The organism is Plantibacter sp. CFBP 8804, from assembly GCF_014841225.1.
Taxonomy (GTDB): Bacteria; Actinomycetota; Actinomycetes; order Actinomycetales; family Microbacteriaceae; genus Plantibacter; species Plantibacter auratus.
This window is the reverse complement of sequence record NZ_JACYTU010000003.1, coordinates 147,880-170,751: the sequence shown is the minus strand read 5'-3', so window position 1 is coordinate 170,751 and position 22,872 is coordinate 147,880. Positions and strand designations below refer to the sequence as shown.

General features: G+C 70.9%; 25 protein-coding genes, 3 tRNA genes and 1 pseudogene. 14 read left to right on the top strand and 15 right to left on the bottom strand.

Annotated features, from left to right (window positions below; all coding sequences use genetic code 11):
- Nucleotides 1-636 precede the first annotated feature (636 nt).
- From IFU11_RS08910 to IFU11_RS08900, 3 genes are all read left to right on the top strand, one after another.
- Nucleotides 637-1,938 carry a C40 family peptidase gene (locus IFU11_RS08910; RefSeq protein ID WP_244631724.1) on the top strand — a complete coding sequence of 434 codons (1,302 nt, stop codon included), beginning with the start codon at nt 637-639 and terminating at the stop codon, nt 1,936-1,938.
- 4 nt (nt 1,939-1,942) lie between these two features.
- Nucleotides 1,943-2,320 carry a DUF1801 domain-containing protein gene (locus IFU11_RS08905; protein WP_191940544.1) on the top strand — a complete coding sequence of 126 codons (378 nt, stop codon included), beginning with the start codon at nt 1,943-1,945 and terminating at the stop codon, nt 2,318-2,320.
- A gap of 102 nt (nt 2,321-2,422) precedes the next feature.
- A complete protein-coding gene (locus tag IFU11_RS08900; RefSeq protein ID WP_192018705.1) occupies nt 2,423-3,625 on the top strand; it encodes an SLC13 family permease in 1,203 nt (400 codons plus the stop codon).
- Nucleotides 3,626-3,688: 63 nt separating this feature from the next.
- On the opposite strand, the gene IFU11_RS08895 is transcribed toward IFU11_RS08900, so the two are convergent.
- Entirely contained in the window at nt 3,689-4,063 is a 375-nt protein-coding gene (locus IFU11_RS08895) for an iron chaperone (RefSeq protein WP_124768721.1), read from the bottom strand.
- A 91-nt stretch (nt 4,064-4,154) separates the two neighbouring features.
- Nucleotides 4,155-5,126: an NAD(P)/FAD-dependent oxidoreductase gene (locus IFU11_RS08890; protein WP_192018704.1), complete on the bottom strand. Its 972-nt coding sequence runs from the start codon at nt 5,124-5,126 to the stop codon at nt 4,155-4,157.
- A 109-nt stretch (nt 5,127-5,235) separates the two neighbouring features.
- Between IFU11_RS08890 and IFU11_RS08885 the strand changes: the two genes are divergently transcribed.
- The 4 genes from IFU11_RS08885 (at nt 5,236) to IFU11_RS08870 (ending at nt 7,441) form a co-directional block, all read left to right on the top strand.
- Nucleotides 5,236-5,847 carry a helix-turn-helix domain-containing protein gene (locus IFU11_RS08885; RefSeq protein WP_079705135.1) on the top strand — a complete coding sequence of 204 codons (612 nt, stop codon included), beginning with the start codon at nt 5,236-5,238 and terminating at the stop codon, nt 5,845-5,847.
- Nucleotides 5,844-6,272 carry a hypothetical protein gene (locus tag IFU11_RS08880; protein WP_192018703.1) on the top strand — a complete coding sequence of 143 codons (429 nt, stop codon included), beginning with the start codon at nt 5,844-5,846 and terminating at the stop codon, nt 6,270-6,272. The genes IFU11_RS08885 and IFU11_RS08880 overlap by 4 nt, the downstream gene beginning before the upstream one ends.
- 40 nt (nt 6,273-6,312) lie before the next feature.
- Nucleotides 6,313-6,828 carry a DUF427 domain-containing protein gene (locus tag IFU11_RS08875; protein ID WP_079705137.1) on the top strand — a complete coding sequence of 172 codons (516 nt, stop codon included), beginning with the start codon at nt 6,313-6,315 and terminating at the stop codon, nt 6,826-6,828.
- Between the two features lie 124 nt (nt 6,829-6,952).
- Nucleotides 6,953-7,441: a hypothetical protein gene (locus tag IFU11_RS08870; RefSeq protein ID WP_079705138.1), complete on the top strand. Its 489-nt coding sequence runs from the start codon at nt 6,953-6,955 to the stop codon at nt 7,439-7,441.
- Between the two features lie 9 nt (nt 7,442-7,450).
- Here IFU11_RS08870 and IFU11_RS08865 read toward each other — a convergent pair whose 3' ends face one another.
- The 3 genes from IFU11_RS08865 to IFU11_RS08855 all read right to left on the bottom strand — a co-directional run bounded on the left by IFU11_RS08865 (nt 7,451) and on the right by IFU11_RS08855 (nt 10,419).
- The gene (locus IFU11_RS08865) at nt 7,451-8,440 is read right to left on the bottom strand and encodes an MBL fold metallo-hydrolase (RefSeq protein ID WP_192018702.1); all 990 of its coding nucleotides are present in this window, start codon (nt 8,438-8,440) and stop codon (nt 7,451-7,453) included.
- Nucleotides 8,441-8,664: 224 nt separating this feature from the next.
- On the bottom strand, nt 8,665-9,570 hold the full coding sequence (locus tag IFU11_RS08860) for a LysR family transcriptional regulator (RefSeq protein WP_191940551.1): 906 nt from the start codon (nt 9,568-9,570) through the stop codon (nt 8,665-8,667).
- 99 nt (nt 9,571-9,669) lie between these two features.
- A complete protein-coding gene (locus IFU11_RS08855; RefSeq protein WP_192018701.1) occupies nt 9,670-10,419 on the bottom strand; it encodes an NRDE family protein in 750 nt (249 codons plus the stop codon).
- An 80-nt stretch (nt 10,420-10,499) separates the two neighbouring features.
- Here IFU11_RS08855 and coaBC point away from each other — a divergent pair, with 80 nt between their 5' ends.
- Both coaBC and IFU11_RS08845 read left to right on the top strand, forming a co-directional pair.
- Nucleotides 10,500-11,816 (top strand): bifunctional phosphopantothenoylcysteine decarboxylase/phosphopantothenate--cysteine ligase CoaBC, encoded by a 1,317-nt coding sequence (gene coaBC / locus IFU11_RS08850; RefSeq protein WP_192018700.1) that lies wholly within the window; start codon nt 10,500-10,502, stop codon nt 11,814-11,816.
- Nucleotides 11,817-11,835: 19 nt separating this feature from the next.
- A complete protein-coding gene (locus IFU11_RS08845; protein ID WP_192018699.1) occupies nt 11,836-13,137 on the top strand; it encodes a M23 family metallopeptidase in 1,302 nt (433 codons plus the stop codon).
- 21 nt (nt 13,138-13,158) lie between these two features.
- Here the strand turns inward: IFU11_RS08845 and IFU11_RS08840 are convergent, their stop codons facing one another.
- Nucleotides 13,159-13,827, bottom strand: a complete 669-nt coding sequence (locus IFU11_RS08840) for an SGNH/GDSL hydrolase family protein (RefSeq protein ID WP_192018698.1) — start codon at nt 13,825-13,827, stop codon at nt 13,159-13,161.
- A gap of 125 nt (nt 13,828-13,952) precedes the next feature.
- Here IFU11_RS08840 and IFU11_RS08835 point away from each other — a divergent pair, with 125 nt between their 5' ends.
- The 5 genes from IFU11_RS08835 to IFU11_RS08815 are packed head-to-tail and all read left to right on the top strand — an operon-like array spanning nt 13,953 to nt 17,869.
- Entirely contained in the window at nt 13,953-14,357 is a 405-nt protein-coding gene (locus IFU11_RS08835; RefSeq protein WP_137242253.1) for a TOBE domain-containing protein, read from the top strand.
- Nucleotides 14,354-15,169 (top strand): molybdate ABC transporter substrate-binding protein, encoded by an 816-nt coding sequence (gene modA, locus IFU11_RS08830; RefSeq protein ID WP_192018697.1) that lies wholly within the window; start codon nt 14,354-14,356, stop codon nt 15,167-15,169. The genes IFU11_RS08835 and modA overlap by 4 nt, the downstream gene beginning before the upstream one ends.
- Before the next feature lie 52 nt (nt 15,170-15,221).
- A complete protein-coding gene (locus tag IFU11_RS08825; RefSeq protein ID WP_192018838.1) occupies nt 15,222-15,989 on the top strand; it encodes an ABC transporter permease in 768 nt (255 codons plus the stop codon).
- Nucleotides 15,986-17,062, top strand: coding sequence for a sulfate/molybdate ABC transporter ATP-binding protein (locus IFU11_RS08820; protein ID WP_192018696.1), 1,077 nt, complete (start codon nt 15,986-15,988; stop codon nt 17,060-17,062). The genes IFU11_RS08825 and IFU11_RS08820 overlap by 4 nt, the downstream gene beginning before the upstream one ends.
- 45 nt (nt 17,063-17,107) lie before the next feature.
- Nucleotides 17,108-17,869: a GH25 family lysozyme gene (locus IFU11_RS08815; RefSeq protein WP_192018695.1), complete on the top strand. Its 762-nt coding sequence runs from the start codon at nt 17,108-17,110 to the stop codon at nt 17,867-17,869.
- 25 nt (nt 17,870-17,894) lie between these two features.
- Here IFU11_RS08815 and IFU11_RS08810 read toward each other — a convergent pair whose 3' ends face one another.
- The 9 genes and pseudogenes from IFU11_RS08810 to IFU11_RS08770 all read right to left on the bottom strand — a co-directional run bounded on the left by IFU11_RS08810 (nt 17,895) and on the right by IFU11_RS08770 (nt 22,737).
- Nucleotides 17,895-18,035: a hypothetical protein gene (locus IFU11_RS08810; protein WP_153303386.1), complete on the bottom strand. Its 141-nt coding sequence runs from the start codon at nt 18,033-18,035 to the stop codon at nt 17,895-17,897.
- A 271-nt stretch (nt 18,036-18,306) separates the two neighbouring features.
- Nucleotides 18,307-18,714 (bottom strand): annotated as a pseudogene (locus tag IFU11_RS08805) (arsenate reductase ArsC); the annotation flags it as partial.
- Nucleotides 18,711-19,310, bottom strand: a complete 600-nt coding sequence (locus IFU11_RS08800) for a TetR/AcrR family transcriptional regulator (RefSeq protein WP_192018693.1) — start codon at nt 19,308-19,310, stop codon at nt 18,711-18,713. The gene IFU11_RS08800 and the pseudogene IFU11_RS08805, both read right to left, overlap by 4 nt.
- A 42-nt stretch (nt 19,311-19,352) precedes the next feature.
- Nucleotides 19,353-19,811, bottom strand: coding sequence for a hypothetical protein (locus tag IFU11_RS08795; protein ID WP_064294389.1), 459 nt, complete (start codon nt 19,809-19,811; stop codon nt 19,353-19,355).
- An 808-nt stretch (nt 19,812-20,619) separates the two neighbouring features.
- On the bottom strand, nt 20,620-21,363 hold the full coding sequence (locus IFU11_RS08790; protein WP_229939416.1) for an HNH endonuclease signature motif containing protein: 744 nt from the start codon (nt 21,361-21,363) through the stop codon (nt 20,620-20,622).
- A gap of 363 nt (nt 21,364-21,726) precedes the next feature.
- Nucleotides 21,727-22,203: a hypothetical protein gene (locus IFU11_RS08785; protein ID WP_192018692.1), complete on the bottom strand. Its 477-nt coding sequence runs from the start codon at nt 22,201-22,203 to the stop codon at nt 21,727-21,729.
- A gap of 116 nt (nt 22,204-22,319) precedes the next feature.
- Nucleotides 22,320-22,392: transfer RNA gene (locus tag IFU11_RS08780), tRNA-Phe, on the bottom strand.
- Between the two features lie 78 nt (nt 22,393-22,470).
- Nucleotides 22,471-22,544: transfer RNA gene (locus IFU11_RS08775), tRNA-Asp, on the bottom strand.
- Between the two features lie 117 nt (nt 22,545-22,661).
- Nucleotides 22,662-22,737: transfer RNA gene (locus tag IFU11_RS08770), tRNA-Glu, on the bottom strand.
- Nucleotides 22,738-22,872: the final 135 nt, after the last annotated feature.

The following is a 22,872-nucleotide window of genomic DNA, read 5'->3' as shown; positions in this document are numbered from 1 at the left end:
TTCGACAGGCTCAGGGACCGTTCCAGGTCCGGGTGCACCTCTCCCGGTCGCTGAGCTTGTCGAAGTGCCCACGGGGAACCTTCAAGATGCGAGGACGTCCGGCCGGGGCGGCTCTTCGACAGGCTCAGGGACCGTTCCAGGTCCGGGTGCACCTCTCCCGGTCGCTGAGCTTGTCGAAGCGCCCACGGGGAACCTCCGTGATGCGAGGGTGTCCAGCAGGGGCTGCCCTTCGACAGGCTCAGGGACCGTTCCAAGTCCGGGTGCACCTCTCCCGGTCGCTGAGCCTGTCGAAGTGCCCCCGAGGAACCTCGCATGATGCGAGCGTGCCCACCCGGGGCTGTCCTTCGACAGGCTCAGGGACCGTTCCAGGTCCGGGTGCACCTCTCCCGGTCGCTGAGCTTGTCGAAGCGCCCACGGGGAACCTCCATGATGCGAGGGCTTCCGGCCTGGGTGGCCCTTCGGGTGTCTGCTCAGGGGCTGATCTGCGCGCGCCCGTGCCCCGTCCGGGGGGATTCGAGCTGGTGCTCCGGGACGAGAGTGGCTAGTGTGATCAAAGTTTCTATTGTGACTGTTGTGACAGGATGACGGCCGCGACCCGCCGAGGTCGCCGTGATCGTGTCGTCGGACTGGAGAATGATGACCCCCGCACGAACGCCCGGTGTGCAGTACGGCCGCCGCCGTCCCTGGCTGGCGATGGCCCTCTCCGTCGGCGTCGTCACGGCGTCACTCACCGTCGGCGCCCTGCCCGCCCACGCGGACGACTACCCGAGCTGGGCCGACGTCGAAGCGGCCAAGTCGAGTGAGTCCGCGAAGGCCGCCGAGATCACGAACATCACCGCACTCATCACCTCGCTGCAGGAGCAGTCCGACGCCGCGTTCCGCACGGCGCAGATCGCCGCCGAGGCCTATCGACAGGCGCAGGACGCCGTGACCGAGGCGGCCGCCCGTGAGTCGGCGTTGCGCAAGCAGGCCGAGGCCGCTGCGGCCGCCGCCAAGGTCTCGAAGCAGCGCGCCGGTGCGCTCATCGCGCAGCTGTCGCGTGGCGGCGGTGGCGACGTCTCGCTCGACCTCGTCCTCGGCGCGGGCAAGTCCGACGACCTGCTCTCGCGGCTGTCCGTCATGGACAAGCTGGGCGAACGGAACGCAGCGAGCTACGCCGAGGCGGTGACCGACCGCAACGCGGCGAGCGGCCTGACCGACCAGGCGGAGGTCGCGAAGACGGAACGCGAACGCCTCGAGGGCGAAGCGCAGACGAAGTACGACGAGGCGGAGAGTGCCTCGGCGGCGGCATCCGCAGCGGTGGCGGCACAGGAGCAGCAGGCCGACCAGCTCTACGCGCAGCTCGCCTCCCTGAAGAACACCACTGCCGAGACCGAGCGCGGGTACGCGGCCGGGGAGCCCGCCCGCCAAGCGGCGGAGGCGGCTGCAGCAGCGGCGGCTGCTGCAGCGGCCAACACCCCTCCCGCGTCGTCCGGCGGTTCGTCCGGCGGCGGATCGAGCAGTGGTGGCGGCGGTGGCGGTGCGTCCAGCGGCGGTGGCGGCGGCGGCTCGGTCGCACCTCCGGACTCCGCCGGCGTCGAGTCGGCGATCGCCTTCGCGCTCGCCCAGGTCGGCAAGGGCTACCAGCTCGGCGGTTCCGGTCCGAACGTCTGGGACTGCTCGGGCCTCACCCGCGCGGCCTACGGGAGCGGCATCGGGACGCACTCCGCGACGAACCAGTACTACACGATGCAGTCGCAGGGACGCCTCGTGCCCTACAGCCAGAAGCAGCGGGGCGACCTGATCTTCTGGTCGAGCGGCTACGACTACTACCACGTCGCCATCTACCTCGGGAACGGCCAGATCGTCGAAGCGGCCAACGAGCGGGCCGGCACCCGGGTCGGCGGTATCTGGGGATCCGGCGACGTCGCACCCTACGTCGGTCGCCCGACGGGTTGACCCCATGAGCTCCGCCGAGGTCGACGCCTACCTCGCCTCCCTGACCCACCAGCTGAAGCCGGCGGTCGTCCGTCTGCGCGAGGCGATCATGGCCTCGGACGAGGGCATCTCGGAGCACCTCAAGTGGAAGGCGCCGAGCTTCGTCTACGACGGCGAGGACCGCGTCACCTTCGCCCTGCACCCGGCGAACCGCATCCGGATCATCCTGCACCGGGGTGTGCATCAGCGGGACGACACCGACGCCTTCCGGTTCGACGACCCCTCCGGTCTCGTGGTGTGGGCGGCGCCGGACCGCGGTGTCGTCACCTTCTCGACCATCGATGCGGCGGCCGACGCGGAGCCCGCCCTGCTCGAACTCATCGGGCGCTGGGTGCGGGCCTGACACCCGTCGACGAGCGCGGGAGCACGCGGTCGGCGAGCCGTCGTATGATCGACTGCCGAGCGGGCGACAGCGCACCGACGGACCGGCGGTGAAGGAGGCCTCGTGCGCAGTGCCGTGCTCGGCCTCGTGCTGCTCGTCATCGGGGCGATCGCGATCCTCACCGGTGTCCTCCCCGCCCCGGAGGCCCTCGGCATCGCCGACCGCGTCTGGCCGATCCTCCTGTTCGTCGTCGCGATCACCGTCGTCGCCGAACTCGCTGCGGACGCCGGCCTGTTCACCCTCGTCGCCTCGCGGCTCGTGCGCTGGGGCCGGGGGAGCACCTGGTTGCTGTGGGTGCTCGTCGTCGCGTTGGCCACGCTCAGCACCGTCTTCCTCTCGCTCGACACCACAGCCGTCCTCCTGACGCCGGTCGTCATCACGCTCGCGAGGCACGCCGGGCTGTCGCCGGTGCCGTTCGCCCTGACCACCGTCTGGCTGGCATGCACGGCGTCGCTGCTGTTGCCGGTGTCGAACCTCACCAACCTCCTCGCGGAGCACGCGATCGACGAGGCCGCCACGGCCTCGGGTGGCGGTCCGCTCGGCCCTGGCGGATTCGCAGCGCTCATGGTCGTCCCCGCGATCATCGCGGTCGTGGTCCCGTGCGTGGTCCTCGCGATCGTGTACCGCCGTCAGCTCGCCGGTGCCTACACGGTGGACGTGGAGGCGCAGGACGACGACCGGGTGCTGCTGTGGACGTCCGGGCTCGTCGTGCTCGTGCTCCTGCCGCTGCTGGTGTCCGGCATCCCGGTGTGGATGTCGGCGCTCGGTGCGGCGGTGATCCTCGTGGTCGTCTTCCTCATCCGGCGTCCCGGGGCGCTCCGTCCGGCCCTCGTTCCGTGGCAGCTCGTCCTGCTCGCCTCAGGACTGTTCCTCGTGGTGGAGGCGGCTCACGCCCTCGGGCTCGCGCGGGCGCTCGCGTCCATCGCGGGGACCGGCGACTCGCTCCTGGCGCTCCTGCAGCTGGCGGGGGTCGGCATGGCGAGCGCCAACCTCGTCGACAACCTCCCGGCGTACCTGGCCCTTGAGCCGGTGGCCGGCGACCCCGTGCGCTTCGCGGCACTGCTCATCGGCGTGAACGCGGGCGCGCTCATCACCCCGTGGGCGGCGCTCGCGACGCTGCTCTGGCACGCGCGGCTCACCGCGGCGGACGTCGAGTTCGGTTGGGGCCGGTTCATCGCGCTCGGCTTCGTGGTCGCCCCGCTGACGGTCGCCCTCGCCACCGTCGGGCTCTGGCTGGCCCACGGTGCCGGCGCGATGCTCCCGTGACTTCCCTGAGCACCCTTCCCCGGTCCCTGAGCCTGTCGAAGGGCGGCGACGGGTCGCTCTCCCTCAATGCTCGTGGCGTGCGTCGGCCGCCCGACGCCGCTCCAGCAGCTCCGTGACGATGCGGTCAATGAGCTCGAAGGGGATCGGCCGGCTGAACGGGAATTGCAGCGTGTCCTTCGCCGCCCGGTAGTCGGCGACGGCGTTCTGGAGGGGGCCGTCGAACGGCGGGATCGAGTACAGGGCGATGTGGTGTTTCCAGGCGCCGAGGTACAGCAGGTAGCGGTCGTCGAGCATGAAGGTCGGCATGCCGTACCGGATGGCCTCGGTGACTCCAGGCACGATGCGGTGGACGCGGAGTCGGATCTCCTCGATGGCGTCCGCGGCGTCGGTGGGTTGCGCGGCGAGGTAGTCGTCGATCGTGGTGGGTGCACCCGGCATGTCTCTCCTCGTCGGAACGGAGACGGCACGGGAGCCCCTGCCCCCGTGCCGTCATCGTCCCATGTCCGCGTCTCGCGCGACAGTGGTGGTTCTACCGCTTCGCGAGGGCGCGGCGCACGTCCTCCTGGACGAGGTCGGTGTTCATGATCGCACCTGCCATCGATCCGGCGGCCGCCGCCTGCAGGACCTGGGTACGCAGGTTGGTGACGTCTCCGGCCGCCCAGACACCCGGCACCGAGGTGGCGCCCAGTTCGTCGACGCCGATCGCGTCGCCGAACTCGGCCCCACGCGGGTGCGGTCGCGTGTGGAGCCCGAGACCGGTGAACGCGTCGGCGCGCACCCGGTTGACCGGGACCACGGCCAGCGCCTCGACGGGGACGGTGCGGCCGTCGTCCAGGCGCACGCCGACGAGCCGGTCGTCGGCGATCTCGAGCCGCTCCACGACGCCGTCGACCACCTCGATGCCCCGTGCCGCGAACGCCGCCTCCTGCTCCGCCGAGAAGGCGCCCGCGGTGTTGCGGAGCACGACGACCCGGTCGCTCAGCTGCCGGAACAGCTGCGCCTGATGGGCTGCGGCCTCCGCGTTCGTGCCGAGGACACCGATCACGCGGTCCTGGACCTCCCAGCCGTGGCAGTAGGGGCAGTGGAGGGCGTCGCGGCCGAACCGCTCCCAGAGGCCGGGGATGGGCGGGAGCTCGTCGGCGGTGCCGGTGGCGATGAGGAGACGGCGGCCTCGGAGGATCGCGCCGTCCGCCGTCGTCAGGGTGAATCCGTCATCGTCACGCCTCGCATCGACGACCTGACCGTCGACGATGCGGACGCCGTACGACACCACCTCCGCTCGGCCGAGGCGCAGGAGCTCACGAGGCGGGGTACCCTCGCGGGTCAGGAAGCCGTGCACGCCGTCGGCGGGTGCGTTCCGCGGCTCGCCGCCGTCGACGACGATCACGGACCGTCGTGATCGTCCGAGCATGATGGCTGCGCTGAGCCCGGCGGCGCCACCGCCGACGATGACGGCGTCGACGAGGTCGGTGCTGGTTGCTGGGGTGACGGGGGTGCTCATGGATCGTTCCGTTCGGTCGACGTGCTGGGAGGTGTCCAGGGTGCGCCGACCGGTGCCGAAGTGGCAAGAAGACTTGCCGAAGCGGCAACGTGGGAGCGAGAATCGACCCATGGCGCATGCACACGACGAGCAACGGTCCATCGACGGCGTCCTGGATGCCGTCGGGCCGAGGCTGCGAGCCATCCGGCAGCATCGCGGCACCACCCTCGCCGCCCTGTCGGCTGAGACGGGCATCTCGGTCTCCACGCTCTCCCGGCTCGAGTCCGGCCAGCGCCGACCGAACCTCGAGCTGCTCCTGCCACTCGCCAAGGCGCACCAGGTGCCCCTGGACGACCTCGTCGGCGCTCCGCAGACGGGTGATCCCCGCGTCCACCTGAAGCCCGTCCAGCGGTACGGCCAGACGATCGTGCCGCTGACGCGTCGATCGGGCGGCCTCCACGCGTTCAAGAGCATCATCCACGGCGGCGACGGCCCGCAGACGCCCGAGACGCAGAAGGTCCACGAGGGATACGAATGGCTCTACGTCCTCAACGGTCGGTTGCGGCTCCTCCTCGGCGACCAGGACATCGTGCTCACCGCGGGAGAGGTCGCCGAGTTCGACACCCGCGTCCCGCACTGGTTCGGCCGGGCCGAGGCCGCAGCGGTGGAGTTCCTCAGCCTGTTCGGCAAGCAGGGTGAACGGATGCACGTCCGCGCGACGTCGACGAGGAGGAGCGCATGATCGGACACGATGACGAGGAGGGCGCCCGCCCACCCGAGGACGGCCGGCCGTTCGCGGAGCAGGTCCTCGAACGCCGCGGGTTCGCGATCACGGCAGCCCTGTTCGTGATGCTCGGAGGGCTCGTCGTGCCGTTCGTCGGCTGGGTCGCCGGCATCGTCATGCTGTGGCGGTCGCGCGCCTGGACGACCAAGCAGAAGGTCTGGGCCACCGGCGGACCGATCCTCGCGAGCGCCGCGGTGCTGCTCGTCCTGGCCCTCCTGACCGCGAACGGGAAGTCGACGGACGCCGGCGTCGGTGGCTCCCCGGTGCTCCCCGTCGTCTACGACCTCGGGTCGACGGCCGTCGTGCTGCTACTGATCGGGTATGCGGCGGCGGGTGCCTGGTTGCTCTGGCTCGCGCTCCGGACCGTGGGCCGGCGCGCCTGATTCGCGGTCGTCGCTCAGGTGGACCGGGCAGAGTGGGGAGATGCCCGACTCCTCGCGATTCCGCCGCCCCCTGCCCGTCCAGCCCGGACCCGGTGAGGAGTCCGTCTGGGAGTACCCGCGTCCGCCGCGGGTCGAGCCGCGCGACGAGCGCGTCGTGATCCGGTTCGGCGGCACGGTCATCGCGGAGTCCACGGCCGCGGTCCGGGTCCTGGAGACGAGTCACCCTCCGGTGTACTACGTCCCGGCGGCGGACTTCTCGCCGGGGGTCCTGGTGCCGGTCGACGGGACGACCATGTGCGAGTTCAAGGGCGAGGCCCACTACCTCGACGTACGGGTGGGCGACGCGGTCGCCGGTGCCGCCGCGTGGACCTACCCCGATCCACGCCCGGGATACGCGCCGCTGTTCGGCATGATCGCCGTCTATCCGGGACGCATGGACGCCTGCGAGGTCGACGGGGTGCCGGTGCAGGCGCAGGAGGGCGACTTCTACGGCGGATGGATCACGCCGGGGATCGTCGGGCCGTTCAAGGGCGCCCCGGGCACGCGCGGCTGGTAGCGGACGCCGCAGTCTTACACCCGCTCCTCCTTCGCGCGCAACGCCCTGGAGCACCACGCACCCTCGTGCCACGCTGAGCGCCAAGCGCCGTCGACGACGAGGCGCGCAGGAGGCGGTCGAAGCCATGGACGTGTTCGATGAAGCAGCGGACCCGGGTTGGTCCCTCCTCCGTGTGGTCCCGCTGTTCGGCCTCGCCGTCAGCGTCGGAGCGGTCGCCGGAGCGGCCCTCGCGGCCGGTGCAGAGCTCTTCGGGACGGTCGGGACCGTCTCGGTGCATCCGGCCGATCTCGGCGGGATCGCCGTCCTCGTCGGTGGACTCGTCGGAGGGATGCTTGCAGCCGTCGGGGCGGTCGGTGCGCTGCTGGCGCTCGGCATCCTCGACCACTGGGGCGAGCGCGGCCCGGTCCACCGGGCTTGGATCGCCGGTGGCGGTGCGGCCTTCCTCGTCCTGATCGTCGGCGGCCTCATCGCCGCACCCATCGGACTCGCCTCGACGATCGGGGTCGTCGTGTTCGCGGTGCTCGCCGCCGGGGTGGCGGCCGGCGGTGGGCTCTACGCCTTCGAACGGGCGCTGGCGCGTCGTCGATCCGGGTGGGCCGGCCTCAGCCGGTAGCGCGGACGGTCAGCCTGCGAGCTGCTGGAGGCGCGCCCGGTGCCAGTCGGTCTGCGTGAGGGCCGAGACGCGGAGGAGACCGGTCAGCGCGTCCCATCCGGCCGACCAGCCGATGCGGGAGGCGATGGTCCACACGCTCGCGTCGGGGTCGTCCAGAAGGACAGCGCGCACCTCATCGGCTCGCCGCAGATGATGCGCGGCCAGCTCGTCGCAGCGGTCCGCGAGTCCCGTGAACCGGAAGCCGTGTCCGGGGACCACCTGATCGCCGTCGTAGCCGCGGACGCGGTCGAGCGAGGACAGATAGGCCGTCACCGGGTTCTCGGAGGTGCGCGCCCCGAGCCCGAGGCCGGAGAAGATCGTCGGCAGCACGTGGTCGCCCGTGAACAGGTAGCCGCGGTCCTCATCGCGCAGGGTGAGGTGGCCCGTCGTGTGGCCGGGTGTGTGCAGGACCCTGATCGAGCGACCGGGGAGCGTCAGCAGCTCGCCGTCCTCGAGCGTCCGGTCCGCACGGGTGTCGCCGAGGTGCCCGGCGGGTGCCGTCGCACCCGTGGCCCAGGGGCGCACGGTCGTGTCGTCGGCCGGGACGCCCCACTCGTCCAATGCTGCGGCGAGGTCGGCCGGGCCCGGCGGCGTCGAGCCCGCCGCCTCGTCTTCGAGACGGTGCATGAGGACGGGTGCGGCGAGCTCGTCGCGGAGGGCGCCGGCGAGGCCGAGGTGGTCGGGGTGCAGGTGGGTCACGACGACGCCCGTGAGCGTCGTCACGCCGATGCCGCGGAGCTCCCGCAGCAGGTGTTCGCGGCCCTCGGGGGTGTCGGTTCCGGGGTCGACGACGATCGCGCGACCGTCGGTGCCGAAGAGCACCGAGCAGAGGGTGAAGGGATTGCCGGGGTCGCCGGTCGGGACGGCGATGACGACCGTGTCGGCGTCGAGGTGCTCCGTCGCAGGGATCCGGCCGTCGCGGAAGGCGGCAGCCTGGGATTCGCTCGATGAGGTGATCATGGTGCTGCTCCGGGTGGTGTCGGGGGACGGACCAACCCTAGTCGTGGGGCCCGTCGGGTTCAGTACGATGGGTGCATGACCGTCAACGACATCCTCATCGGCGTGATCGCCTTCATCACCGTCTTCGGCGGCATCGGCCTGGTCGGGGCGCTCGTCGCCATGGCCAAGTCCGGCTACCACGGCTGATCCTCCCCGAAGGGAGTCTCGGCTGGTTCCGCCGCGGCTCAGCGGGCGACGGCCTCGTCCGTGGCCCGTTGCACCGCCGCGAGCGCTGCCGCGACGGCCGAACGCTGCAGTGAGCCCTTCCTCGCCGTCGCGACGATCTTCCGCTCGCTCATCCCGGCGATGGGCTTCCGCACGACGTCCGTCCGCGAGCCGATCGCGATGTCCGGGAGGACGGCGATCGACAGCCCGGCCGCCACGTGGTCGATGACGACCTCGTAGCTCGTGAACCGTCCGGCCACCCTCGGCTCGAACCCCGCGCGACGACAGATCAGCGGGACGAGTTCGCCGAGGTAGGTGCCCGGTGCGTCGAGGGCCCACGACTCCGTCTGCAGCTCACTGAAGGTGACCTGCTCCTGCGCGGCCAGTCGGTGGTCGAGCGGCGCGATGAGCAGGAGCGGGTCGGTGGTCAGCGGCACGCTGTGCACGGAGGGGTCGAGGAGGAACCCGTCCTCCTGATCGACGGTGATCACGACGTCGCAGGTGCCCCGCTGGACGGCGGTGGTGCTCTCGTGCGGTTCGACCTCGATGAGTTCGACCTCGAGGCGTGGGTACTGCCGCGCCAGGGAGCGCGCGGCGGGGATGAGGATCGGGGCGATGACGCTCGCGAACCCGGCGATGCGGAACCGACCGGACGGCTCGGACTCGACCTCGGCCAGTTCGACCTCGATGGCGTCCATCTGCGCGAGCAGGGCCCGAGCGCGTTCGACGAGCAGCGCACCGGTCGGCGTCAGGGTGAGCGTCCGGCCGCGTCGTTCCAGGAGCGCGGCGCCGGTCTCGGCCTCGAGCACGGAGAGCTGCTGCGAGACGGTCGAGGGGCTGAGGTCGAGCTCACGGCCGACGGCGCGGATCGTACCGAGGCGGTCGAACGCCTCGAGCAGTCGCAGTCGCACGGGGTTCAGGGCCATGCTGCAACAGTATCGAGCGCGCCAGGGCGCCCTCCACACGGGTGGCAGTCCGATCCGGGTCCCGTGGCTCCCGGAGGGTGACGACCGTCGCCGTCCGGGTCACTCCCAGACGAGCTCTTCCGGCAGATGGCCGGGCTCGGCGAGTCGGGCGTTCCGGAGCACCGCGCCGTCGGGGCCGAGCGAGAGTGCCGTCACCGAGAGCGAGGCGAGGCGCAGGCCGTCATGGTCGTCGATGCGGACGATCGCCTCGTCGGCATCGGCGGGGACGGTCGTCGTGGAGCGCAACGTGCGCAGCCACGGCTCCCAGGACGCGGCCGTCGCACCGTCCAGCGGACCGATGGGCGACGGGACGTCGAGGAAGGCCGGCCGCCACCGGTGGACCCGTGGGACGTCGAGGTGGTCGGGGCCCTCGTGCGTCACGAGGTGGAGACCGGGTGCGACGTCGATCGACCGGAGCGAGGTGCCGTCCCAGCTCGTCACGGCGACGCGATCAGGACGCAGCTCCACGAGGTTCCAGGATCGGGCGCTGCGGGCGTCGTCCGCATCGACGCCGGTCGTGACGGCTTCCAGCGGCAGGACGCCTCGCGAGGTCCACCCGGCGGCGGGCATGTCGAGGTCCTCGCGTCGGTTGAGGACCACCGCCGCCCGGGGGCCGCCCGGGGCGTCGTCGTTCGTCGCCAGCCACGCGCCGCCCGCTTCGCGGTCGTGGATGCCGCGGACGCTGTCACCGAGTCCGGGCCACCACGCGCCGGGTGGGTCCCAGGCACGCCCCGGCTGCTCGTCCCGCAGCCCGAGGACGGCGATCGGCCACGCGCGCCCCGGCTCGAAGTCGATGATCACCGTGCACACGCTGGTTCCTCCTCGGCCGGCCGGACTAGGACAGACTAGACGAGGACCCGGCGCGGGAGCGCCGGAAGCGAGGAGGCGGCATGGGCGTGCAGGACGCATCGCGGGAGGCGGCAGGGCGCACGGTCGTCGTCGGGATCACGGGCGGGATCGCCGCGTACAAGGCGGTCGGCGTCGTCCGCGGGTTCGTGCTCGCGGGCTTCGACGTCCACGTGGTGCCGACCGAGAGCGCCCTCCGGTTCGTCGGCCTGCCGACGCTCGAGGCGATCAGCCGGAACCCCGTCACGACTTCGCTGTACGACGGCGTCGCCGAAGTCCGGCACGTCGCCCTCGGGCAGCGTGCCGAGCTCATCGTCGTGGCGCCGACGACGGCCAACACCCTCGCGAAACTCGCTGCGGGCCTCTCCGACGACCTCCTCGGCACCACCATCCTGGCCAGCCGGGCACCGGTCCTGCTGGCACCGGCGATGCACACCGAGATGTGGCAGCACCCGGCGACGACGGCGAACGTCGCCCTCCTGCGATCGCGCGGGGTGGCCGTCATCGGGCCGGCGCACGGTGCGCTGACGGGCGGCGACACGGGGCCGGGACGTATGAGCGAGCCCGACGACATCGTGGCCGCCGGCTTGGCGCTGCTCACCGGACGCACCGGTGGAACCGACGCGCACCCGGACGATTTCCGCGCCGAGCGTGTCGTCGTCTCGGCCGGCGGCACCCGCGAGCCGCTCGACCCGGTGCGGTTCCTCGGGAACCGGTCGAGCGGTCGACAGGGGCTGGCCATCGCGCAGGCCGCCGCCGAGCGCGGTGCCGAGGTGGTGCTCGTCGCGGCGCACCTGGACGCCGACGTCGCGGCCGAAGCGGCTGCGGTCGACGGTCTGCGGATCGTCCCGGTCGGCACCGCTGCGGAACTCGCGGTCGCCATGGAGGACGTGGCGGCCGACGCGACGCTCGTGGTCATGGCGGCAGCCGTGGCCGACTACCGCGCCGCCGAGATCGCCGAACGGAAGATCAAGAAGGACGACACCGGTGAGGAGCTCACCCTGCGACTCGTCCGCAACCCCGACGTGCTCGCCGGACTCGCCGCTGCCCCGGTGCCGGGACGGATGGTCGTCGGGTTCGCTGCAGAGACCGCCGCCGACCGCGAGGAGTTGTTGGCCCTCGGCCGGGCCAAGGCGGCACGCAAGGGCGCTGACCTCCTCGTGCTCAATCGCGTGGGGTGGATGAACGGTTTCGGCACGGCCGACAACGAGGTCGTCGTGATCGACGGCGCCGGCGAGGTGGTCGGTGAGGCGACCGGCTCGAAGCGCAGCATCGCCGACCGGGTGCTCGACCTCGTGCTCGCCCACCGGGCGGAGCCGGTTCGTTCCCAGGCGGGCGAGCCTCCCCCCGAACGGGGCTGACCACTGCCACGATGGCACCATGCCACGCCTCCGTCCCGCGCGCCGTCGCGCCTCCATCGCCGCGGCCCTCGCCGGAGTCATCGTCCTCTCGATGGGTCTCGCACAGCCGGCCGCCGCTGCGGAATACCCCAGCTGGGAGGACGTCGAGGCGGCCCGCTCGAGCGAGTCCTCGAAGCAGTCGACCATCGGTCAGATCGAAGGGCTCGTCCAGCAGCTGAAGACCGCTGCGGCGCTCGCCGAAGCTGAGGCCGTCCTCCGTGCCGGCGAGTACGAGGCCGCTCAGCTGGCCGTCGACGAGGCGAGCTACCGTGCCGTCTCGCTCCGCGAGCAGGCCGTCGCCGCGACGACCGCGGCGCAGGCCTCCAAACGTCAGGCCGGCGCGCTCGTCGCCGCGTGGTTGCGGTCGGGGAACGTCGACCTCAGCACCGCCGCATTCCTCGACGGCCAGGAGCCGGAGTCGCTCCTCGGGCGCTTGAGCACGATCACGAAGCTCAGCGAGTCCACGGACGGCACCTACGACCGGGCGAGGACCGATGCGAACACGGCGTCGCTGCTCACCGAGCAGGCGACCATCGCCGAGGCAGCCCTCGGCGAGCTCGCCGCCGCGGCCGAGACCGCGCTCGGAGATGCGGTCGCGGCCCGCGCCGACGCCGAGACCGCCGTGTCCGAACAGCAGGAGTACCTCGCGACGCTCGAGGCCCAGCTCGTGGTCCTCAAGGAGAACCGCGCAGCCACCGAGGCCGACTACCGCAAGGGCGAGGAAGTGAAGGCGGCTGCGGCCGCTGCTGCTGCAGCCGCGGCGGCTGCGGCTGAGGCTGCACGGGCGGCTGCCGAGGCCGCTGCGAACGCCGGCGGTGGCGGCGGCGGCGGAGGCGGCGGCGGAGGCGGCGGTGCCTCGGGTGCCGTCGGGAGCCAGGGGTGGGCCCTGCCGATCTCCGGCCGGATCACCGACAACTACGGACCGCGACCCGGTCGCCCCGTGCCCGGCGTCAACCCGTTCCACTCGGGCACCGACATCGGAGCGGGTTGCGGGCGAGCGGTCTACGCCGCGAACGCCGGCACCGTGGTCTACGCCGGCTGGCTCGGCACCTACGGCAACTGGGTCCTCGTCGACCACGGTGGCGGCGTCATGACCGGGTACGCGCACAACAGCAGCATCCTCGTCGGCGAGGGGCAGTGGGTGTCCGCCGGTCAGAACATCTCGCTCGTCGGGACGACGGGTGCCTCGACCGGATGCCACGTGCACTTCGAGGTCAGGATCGGCGGCTCGCGCGTCGATGCCGTCCCGTTCATGGCTGACCGGGGCATCCGCCTGGGCTGAGCGGCGACGGACACCGGGGCGTCAGAGTCCGAGGCGCTCGAGCTCGACGTCCATCCGCCGAGCCATCTCCGCGTACCCCTCGTCGTTCGGGTGGAGGCCGTCCGCGGCCATCCACTCCGGGTGCCCCTCGATCCAGTGCGACGCCCCGGGGACGGTGTCGGCGTCGATCTCCTGCGCGGCGTCGGCCACCCAGCCGATGATCTTCTCGATCGACTGCGGTCGCTCATCGGTGTACCAGAACGGTTCGACGACGATGAAGCGGGCCTCCGGGAGGGCGTCGCGGAGGCGATGCAGGTCCGTCGTGATCTGCTCGTGGATCCGGTCGGCGGCATCGTCGAAACTGAACGCGTCGTTGAGGCCCATCGTGACGAAGACGATGTCGGGCTGCTCGGCGATGATGAGGGAGGGCAGGTCGCCGCTGCCGTCGCCGAATCGGTCGCGGTGGTTCACGAACCCGAGGCCGTTGACGCTGGGGTTGAACTCCCGCCAGCCGCGTTCCTCGCTGACGACGGTGGACCAGCGATTGGCCGGGTCGCTCGCTCCGGTGCCGAGGGTGTACGAGTCGCCGTAGAACGCGACGAGCGGTCCGTCGCCCGTGGCGCCGCCGGTTCCTGAATCGGGCGATGCGCAGGCGGAGAGGCCGGTGGCGAGGACGAGCAGGGTGACGGCGGCGAGCAGGCGTGATCTCATACGGATGGTTCGGAGCAGGGGGCGTCGTGGAGGGTCGAAGCGCCGGCCCGCCGCCGACGACCCGAAGCGCGAATGCGGTTACAGCTAGGTCGTGTCAACGCGAATGCGTGCACTAGCCTGTCTCCATGCCGCAGATCCGTATCCGAGACGCCGCCCTGTTCCTCGGGGTCAGTGACGACACCGTCCGTCGTTGGATCGACCAGGGCGCACTCGTCAGCGCGAAGGACGAGGCGGGCCGAGCGGTCGTCGACGGCCTGTCGCTCGCTCGGCTGGCCCGAGAGAACGCCGTCCTCCCCGTCGACCCCTCGGAGATCGGACGCTCGGCACGCAACCGCTTCGTCGGCATCGTCACCGACATCACGATGGACACGGTCATGGCGCAGGTGGAACTGCAGTGCGGGCCGCATCGCGTGGTGTCGCTCCTGAGCAGTGAGGCGGTCCGCGAACTCGGTCTCGAACTCGGCTCGACAGCAATCGCCGTCGTGAAAGCCACGACGGTCCTCATCGAAACCCCGAAGGCGAGCTCATGAACCGCACCGCACCCCGTCGATCCTTCCGACTGCTCAGTGCACTGGCCCTCGGCACCGGGGTCCTGCTCGCGGCGTCCGCCTGCGCCGCCCCCGCCGCGACGTCGACACCCACCGTCTCGGCCACGGCGGACGAGCTCAGCGGCTCCATCACGGTGTACGCGGCGGCGTCGCTCAAGACGACCTTCACCGCGCTCGCGGAGGACTTCAAGGAGGCGCACCCCGGTACGACCGTCGAGCTGACCTTCGCCGGCTCCTCCGACCTCGTCACGCAGCTCACGAACGGTGCTCCCGGCGACGTGTTCGCCTCGGCGGACGAGAAGACCATGGCGAAGCTGACCGATGCCGACCTCGTCGAGGGCGACCCGGTCGACTTCGCGACCAACGTCCTGCAGATCGCCGTGCCCCCGTCGAACCCCGCCGGCGTGAAGACGTTCGCCGATCTCGCCCGTCCGGGCGTCAAGACGGTCGTGTGCGCGCCGCAGGTCCCCTGCGGGGCGGCCACCGTCGCCGTCGAGGACGCCACGGGTGTCGCGCTGAGCCCGGTCAGCGAGGAGTCCTCCGTCACCGACGTCCTCGGCAAGGTGACCTCGGGCGAGGCCGATGCGGGGCTCGTCTACGTGACCGACGTCATCGCGGCCGGCGACGCCGTGCGGGGCATCACCTTCCCGGAGTCGTCGAAGGCCGTCAACACCTACCCGATCGCGCCGCTCGCAGGGAGCGCGAACCCCACCGTCGCGGCGGCCTTCGCGGCCTACGTCGTGAGCGCAGAGGGACAGCGGGTGCTCGCCGACGCCGGCTTCGGCGCACCGTGACCCCGTGAGAGAACTCGGCTCGGGGGTGCCCCGCTGGATCGTCGTCGTCGCCATGGTCGGCGCAGCCTTCGTCCTGCTGCCGCTCGTCGCCATCGTCCTGCGGGTGGACTGGGCGGACTTCGGTGCACTCGTCACCTCCGAGTCGTCGGTCGCGGCGCTCGGGCTGAGTCTGCGGACGTCGTCACTCGCGACGGCTCTCTGCGTCGTGTTCGGCGTGCCCCTCGCCCTCGTCCTCGCGCGCACCCGGTTCCCGGGGCAGCGCCTGCTGCGGTCGCTCGTCCTCCTCCCGCTCGTGCTCCCGCCCGTCGTCGGCGGGATCGCCCTGCTCTACACCTTCGGCCGGCTCGGCCTGCTCGGGCCGGCACTCGCGGACGCCGGGATCGACATCGCGTTCTCCGCGACCGCCGTCGTCCTCGCCCAGACCTTCGTCGCCCTGCCGTTCCTCGTGTTGAGCCTGGAGGGGGCGATCCGCACGACCGGCTCGCGGTACGAGGCCGTCGCCGCGACGCTCGGCGCACGTCCCACCACGGTCTTCCGCACCGTCACGCTGCCGCTCCTCGCACCCGCCGTCGTGTCGGGCGCGATCCTCTCGTTCGCGCGGGCCCTCGGTGAGTTCGGGGCTACTCTCACGTTCGCGGGCAGCCTGCAGGGGGTCACGCGGACGCTGCCGCTCGAGATCTACCTGCAGCGCGAGACCGATCCCGACGCCGCGGTCGCGCTGTCGCTCGTCCTCGTCGTCGTGGCCGTGCTCGTCGTGGGCGTCGCTGGGGCACAGGGGTCGATCCGCCGTGGACGGACTGTCGCCGGAGTGGTGCGATGACCGGGGCGGCCCTGGCGTTCCGAGCGACGTTGCGTGAACGCGACTGGGAGCTCGCCGTCGACCTCGCCGCGGGGGAGACCGTCGCCGTGCTCGGCCCCAACGGCGCCGGCAAGTCGACGCTGCTCGCGGTCCTCTCCGGGCTCCTGCGTCCGGACACCGGTCACGCGACGCTCGCCGGTCGCGAGCTGTTCGCGGTCGGTGGATCGGGTCGGGACCACTGGCTGCCGCCGCACCGGCGGGGGATCTCGCTCCTGGCGCAGGAGGCGCTGCTCTTCCCGCACCGCTCCGTGCTCGACAACGTCGCCTATGGCCCGCTGGTCGCCGGTGCGTCGCGCGGCGAGGCTCGGGACGTCGCCCGACGACGACTCGCGGAGGTCGAGGCGTCCGAGCTCGAGGGGCGCCGTCCCGCCGAGTTGTCCGGCGGCCAGGCGCAGCGGGTGGCGCTCGCCCGCGCGCTGGCCCCGGACCCGGCCCTGCTCCTCCTCGACGAACCGATGGCCGCGCTCGATGCGACGGTCGCGCCGCACCTGCGCCGTATGCTCCGCGAGCAGTTGCGTGGGCGGACGACCGTGCTCGTGACGCACGAGGTGCTCGACGCTTACACGCTCGCGGACCGGGTGATCGTCCTGGACGCCGGGCGCATCGTCGAGCAGGGGCCGACGGCGGAGGTGCTCGAGCGGCCGCGGACGGCGTTCACCGCGGACCTCGCGGGACTCGAACTGCTGACGGGCGTTCGCACGGCACGCGGGCTCCGTCTGCCGGACGGAGCGGAGGTCGAGGTCGACTCCTCCGCGGAGGCAGACCCGATCCCGGTCGGGGTCGCCGTGGCCTGCGCGTTCCGACCGTCCCGCGTCGAGGTCCGGGAGGCTGACGGGTCTGGCGGCCCGAGTGCGTCAGGCGCCCTCCGCGCGACGATCACCGACCTCGAGCCGCGGGGCGACGTCGTCCGGGTCCGCTCGGCGGTCATCACCGCCGACGTCGCCGTGCAGCAGCTCGCGGCCGCGGGCTGGTCGACGGGCGACGTCGTCGACTTCCTGGTCGACCCGCGGGCAGCCGTCCTCTACCCGCGCTGAGGCGTCCTGCACCGGGACACGTCCGAGACGTGACAGAGTGAGTCGATGAACCGATTCTGGAGACGCTGGTGGCCGCTCGTCGTCGGGGCGGCCGGCACGCTCGCGATCGGCGGGATCTGCGCGGCGCTCGTCGCCATGGGGCTCGTGCGCCCGAACGCCATCCTGGCCGCCTCGTACGCGGTGCGCGGTGTCGACGTCTCCTCGTACCAGGGCGAGATCGATTGGGACGTCCTCGCGGCTCAGCCCATCGACTTCGCGATCATGAAGGCGACCGAGGGATCCGGCGATCGGGACGAACGGTTCGCCGCGAACTGGGCGGGTGCACAGCGCGCGGCCGACGAGACCGGCTTACTGATCGGGGCGTACCACTTCCTGAGCTTCGACAGCCCGGCCGAGACGCAGGCCCAGAACATCTTCGACACCGTCCCGGTCACCGCGGGTGCTCTCCCGATCACCATCGATCTCGAGTGCTACGCCGACTATTGTCGGACGCCACCGAGTGCGGAGCGGGTCGCCGCCGTACTCGATCCGCTCCTCGCGGCACTCGAGGAGCATTACGGTCGGCCGCCGATCGTCTACGCCACCATGCGGTACTACGACGCGTTCCTCACGGGCGCGTACGAGCGGAACCCGATGTGGATCCGCTCGGTCATCACGCCGCCGGTCTTGTCGGACGGGCGGGCGTGGGACCTCTGGCAGTACACGAGCCGGGAACGGATGCTCGGGTACGTCGGCAAGGAGGAGTTCATCGATGTGAACGTCTTCGACGGCTCCCTGCGCGACCTCCAGGCACTCGTCGGCCCCTGATCCGCGGCCCCGGAGGCGCGTCGGGTTACGGGGCGGGAGCGGGACCGGTGGTCGGCTCGGCGACGGGGAGGAACGTGTCTTCGCCGTCGACCTCCTGCTCGATGGAGTCCTCGGTGGTCTCGTGGTCCTCGGGGAGGTTGTCGTCGTTCGCTGCGTGCTTGCTCATACGACCACGATACGACGGGTGTCGCGCTGGGCAATGGGGTTGCGTGCCGACGCCGGGCGCTGGCCGACCACCATCGCTCTCAGGAGGCGAAGGCGAGTGAACGGGCTGTGAGTTCTTCGGTCAGGACGTTGACGGCCTTCGGGCCGACGCCGTGGATGCGGAGCAGGGCGGCGGGGGAGACCCGCGTGAGCTGCTCGAAGCGGGTGAATCCGTGCGCGCCGAGGGCTTCGTGGGCGACCGAGCCGATGGTGGCCGGGAACTCGGACGCCTCGGCGGGCACGAGTTCGACGAAGAGCGCGGCGATCCGCTCCTCGATGTCGTCGCGGATGCGGCGGACGGCCTCGATGCCTTGCCCGGCCGGGTCCTCGAGTTGCCAGTCCTCGTAGCGCTTGCCGGGGAAGATCGGGCAGGCGTCGCCGCAGCCCATCGTGATGACCGCGTCGGACGCCCGGACGGCGTCGGTCGTGAGGATGCGGGGCACGGCTGCGGTGATGTCGATGCCGTGTTCGGCCATCGCCTCCACCGCCACGGTGTTGATCCGGTCCTTCGGTTCGCTCCCGGCCGACAGCACCTCGACCCGGTCGCCGGCGAGGGCACCGAGGAAGCCGGCTGCGATCTGGGAGCGGCCGGCGTTGTGCACGCAGACGAAGAGGACGGTGGGGGTGGTGGTGATGGTCATGGCGTCTCCTGGAGGTGGCGTGAGCCGAGCGCGGACGAATGGTCGAGCAGGTCCACGAGGGCAGCGTAGCTGGTGGCGGGGTCGGCGCCGCGGGTGAAGCCGCCGACGAGCTCGAGGGACACGAAGCCGTGGAGGGCTGCCCGCACGATGCGTCCGGCGTCCGTCATCGCCACACTGTCGAGACCGCGCCCCGCGAGTGCCCGTTCGACGAGCATCACGAGCTCGCGGTCGGCCGGCTCGCCGGTGTCGGCGCGGACGTCCTCGATCGAGAACACGAGGGCGTACCGACCGGGATAGGCGAGGGCGAAGCGGCGGTACCCGTCGGCCAGCGCGGTGAGTGCAGGGGACCCGCTCAGACTGATCGTCGCGACATCGAGTCCGCTGGCCAGTTGGGCGAGGACGAGCTGGGCGACGGCGGCGCGGAGGTCCTCGGTGCTGCGGACGTGCTTGAGGAGGGCCGGTGCCGAGGTGTCGAGCTCGCGGGCCAGGGCGGCGAGTGTGAGGGCGTCGGCGCCGTGCGTGTCGGCGAACTCGGCGGCTCCGACGATCACCCGTTGGCGGGAGAACTTCGTCCGGGAAACGGGTGCATCGGTCATCGGATCGAGCCTAACGGCACGCGGCCCTGATGCCGTGCGGGTTCAGACCGTCGGCGGTGTGGCTTCGTGGTGGGGTGCGCCGTGCGTGCGGCGGTCCTCCTTCATGGCGGCTTCCGCGAGGTGGCGTCGGCCGCCCGCCAGTTCGTTCCGGACCTCCGCCTCGAGCGTGCGGAACGGTTCCCAGTAGTTGCCGTCGTAGTCTTCGACGATCTGGAACGTCCAGCGTCCGTCGATGACGTTGCGTCCGACCAGCTCGGTGTCGATCCGGTCGGCGAGGGCGTCGTGTCCTGCTTCGCGGAGGGCGTCCGCGGCTTCGCCGAGCGCGAGGTCCGCTTTGCCGGTCAGACGATGGAAGCCGTAGAGCATGCCGCGCGCCTGCTCGACGACTTCGAGCGCCTCGGTCACCTTGCCGACCGCTTCCACGGTGGCGTCGTCGACCCCTGCGGGGACTCGGTGGGCGTCGTCGGGGCCGTCGGTGGTGCGGTCGTCTGCGGAACTCATGCCACCAGTCTGTCCCGATCGGCCCCGGATGTCTCGGGCTTGCGGACGGAGGTGCACGATGTGAGCCGGCGGACGTCCTGCCGCGCACCGAGCGAGCGCACCCCGACTGCCCGTCGACAGGCTCAGGGACCGGAGCGTTCCGGGGACACTCCTCCCGGTCACCGAGCTTGTTCTCCCCGGTCACTGAGCTTGTCGAAGTGCCCACGAGGGTGCCTCGTCGTTCCGGGCGCACCTCTTCCGGTCACTGAGCTCGTCGAAGTGCCCACGAGGACTCTTCATCGTTCCGGGCACATTTCTCCCGGTCACTGAGCTTGTCGAAGTGCCCACGAGGGTGCCTCGTCGTTCCGGGCGCATCTCTTCCGCTCACTGAGCTCGTCGAAGTGCCCACGAGGGTGCCTCGTCGTTCCGGGCGCACCTCTTCCGCTCACTGAGCTTGTCGAAGTGCCCACGAGGATGCCTCGTCGTTCCGGGCGCACCTCTTCCGCTCACTGAGCTTGTCGAAGTGCCCACGAGGACTCTTCATCGTTCCGGGTACACCTCTCCCGGTCACTGAGCTTGTCGAAGTGCCCACGAGGATGCCTCATCGTTCCGGGCACACCTCTTCCGCTCACTGAGCTTGTCGAAGTGCCCACGAGGAACCCTTCGACAGGCTCACGGCCGAAGCTACGCGGGCACACCCATCCCGGTCACTGAGCTTGTCGAAGTGCCCACGAGGATGCCTCATCGTTCCGGGCACACCTTTCCCGCTCACTGAGCTTGTCGAAGTGCCCACGGGGACCCCTTCGACAGGCTCAGGGACCGGCGGAGGTCAGAACGGTGCGGGGTCCGGTTCCGTCCGATGGTGTTTCCCGTCGGGTGTCGTCCACTCGAGGACCCCGCCCGGCTGGTGGTCGAGGTTCCAGCCGGGGAGGTGCTTCATCCGGTGGTGATGTCGGCAGAGACAGGCGAGGTTCCCGACATCTGTCGTCCCGCCGTCGTCCCAGGCGACCGAATGGTCGAGATCGCAGGCCCTGACGCGCCGCCCGCAGCCCGGTGCCCGACAGGTGCCGTCCCGTAGGCGGACCGCTCGCTGGAGGTCGGCCGGGACCCGGTACTGATTCCGCCCGACGGAGAGGACCGCGCCGGTTTCCGGTTGGACGATGATCCGGGTGAAGCCGGGTGCGTTCACCGCGATACGGGCTGCGGTCTGGGGGTCGATGGGTCCGTACCCGTCGAGCATGCCGGGCACGTCGGAGACGCCGGCCATGCTCAGTGCCGGCACCGTGTTCGTCGCGCGCTGGACCGTCCGCTCGGGCGTTCGGGTCGCCATCGCAAGGGCCGCGCAGGTGGATCGGCGGGAGAGCGCCAAGCGCTCGGCCGGCGGGAATACGGCCGGAACGACCGAGTCCGCGAGCGCGTCCGCATAGGCCGCAGAACGGGCGAGTGGCCGGGCCTCCTCGGCATCCAGAGCAGCACGCCGACGCTGGATGTCCGCGTAGCGATCCGAGAACTCCGCGAGCTGCGCGGCGTAGTTGTCGCTCGCGCGTATCGCGGTGGTGATGGTCTCGGTCATGGAACAAGTCCACCATGGACCACTGACATTCCAGATGACGAATTGTCCCGGTTGTGGAAGTCTCCTCGGGTGCCCTTCGACAGGCTCAGGGAGCGGAGGAGGCATACCGGTTTTGTGGGGTTCTCCCGTGTGCCCTTCGACAAGCTCAGGGACCGGGGAAGGTTGCGCGGAGACCGGAGTGAGTGCGGGTGCACCTCTTCCGGTCACTGAGCTTGTCGAAGTGCCTACGAGTACCCTTCGACAGGCTCAGGGACCGGATGGGTGTCGCTGGTCTTGGATGCTTCTCCGTGCGCCCTTCGACAGGCCGCAGGGAGCGGGGAAGGTTCAGGGATCGGGCGGGTGAGACTCGTCTGCCCGGGCGGGCTAGTAGTTCAAGCAGCGATCCGGATCCTCGGTCTCCGGAGGATCACCCTGATACAGGGTGAAGAAGTTCTCGGCCGGGCCGGACAAGGATCCGCGGGCGTGGACGCATAGGCGCGCGAGACCGTCGTCGCTCCGCACGTCGGAGGTGATCCGGGACGTCTCGCATGCGCCGTCGCCGGGATGGAGGACGAGCTCTCGATTGGTCCCCTCGTTGTCCACCATCCAGGTCCCGGAGAAGTCGATCGGGTCGTCAGCGTAGGGGTCGTCGTCAAGACTGCACTGGACATCCGAGGGCCAGGCGGTGGCTTCGAAGGTCCCGTCGTCGGCCAGCTCGAGCCGGGTGTCCCCACTGCGCCAGGTGCCGACGGCCTCACCACGTGGCAGTCCGTACCGCGTGTCCGAGCAGGCGACGAGCGACGTGCCGAGCATGACTGCGAGTACGGAGGCGGCCACCCAGCGTGACGGTTTCGATTCCACGGTGCGAGTCTGTCCGCCGTGGGCCAGGAGTGGCAACTCGGGTGGTGGCGTGGGTGTTCGCGGGCATCCGGGCAAAAAAAGAACCCCCACCATGTAGAAGCTAGGTGGGGGTTCCGTGGCTCCGACGGGCGTCGATCCCGTGACCTCACGATTTTCAGTCGTGCGCTCTACCAACTGAGCTACAGAGCCGAGTACATCAGCTGCACGAACGGCGACGATGTCTCAAAAGCAGAAGCCCTCCCTTGCGAGAGGGCTTCCGACCTTTTGCGACCCTGACGGGACTTGAACCCGCGACCTCCGCCGTGACAGGGCGGCACGCTAACCAACTGCGCTACAGGGCCATACATGTTGAATTGATGGTGATGCGAACTACGGTGATGCTGGTGTTCCTCAGTGCTTCTCGCAGTCGCGCAGACTCACTATACCTGAATCCGAGCGGCTGTTTTTCCAGTAGTCATTGGTGACCCCAACGGGATTCGAACCCGTGCTGCCGCCGTGAAAGGGCGGTGTCCTAGGCCGCTAAACGATAGGGCCGCGAAGCCCTGAAGCTTCATGACTACCGAGCGACAAGCATACGGATGAAACCGCCGAATCCAAAATCGGCTTCACGGAGCAGCGATCGGCGCTCCATGCCGGATCTGACGACAGGCGCCGAATGACCGCTCCACG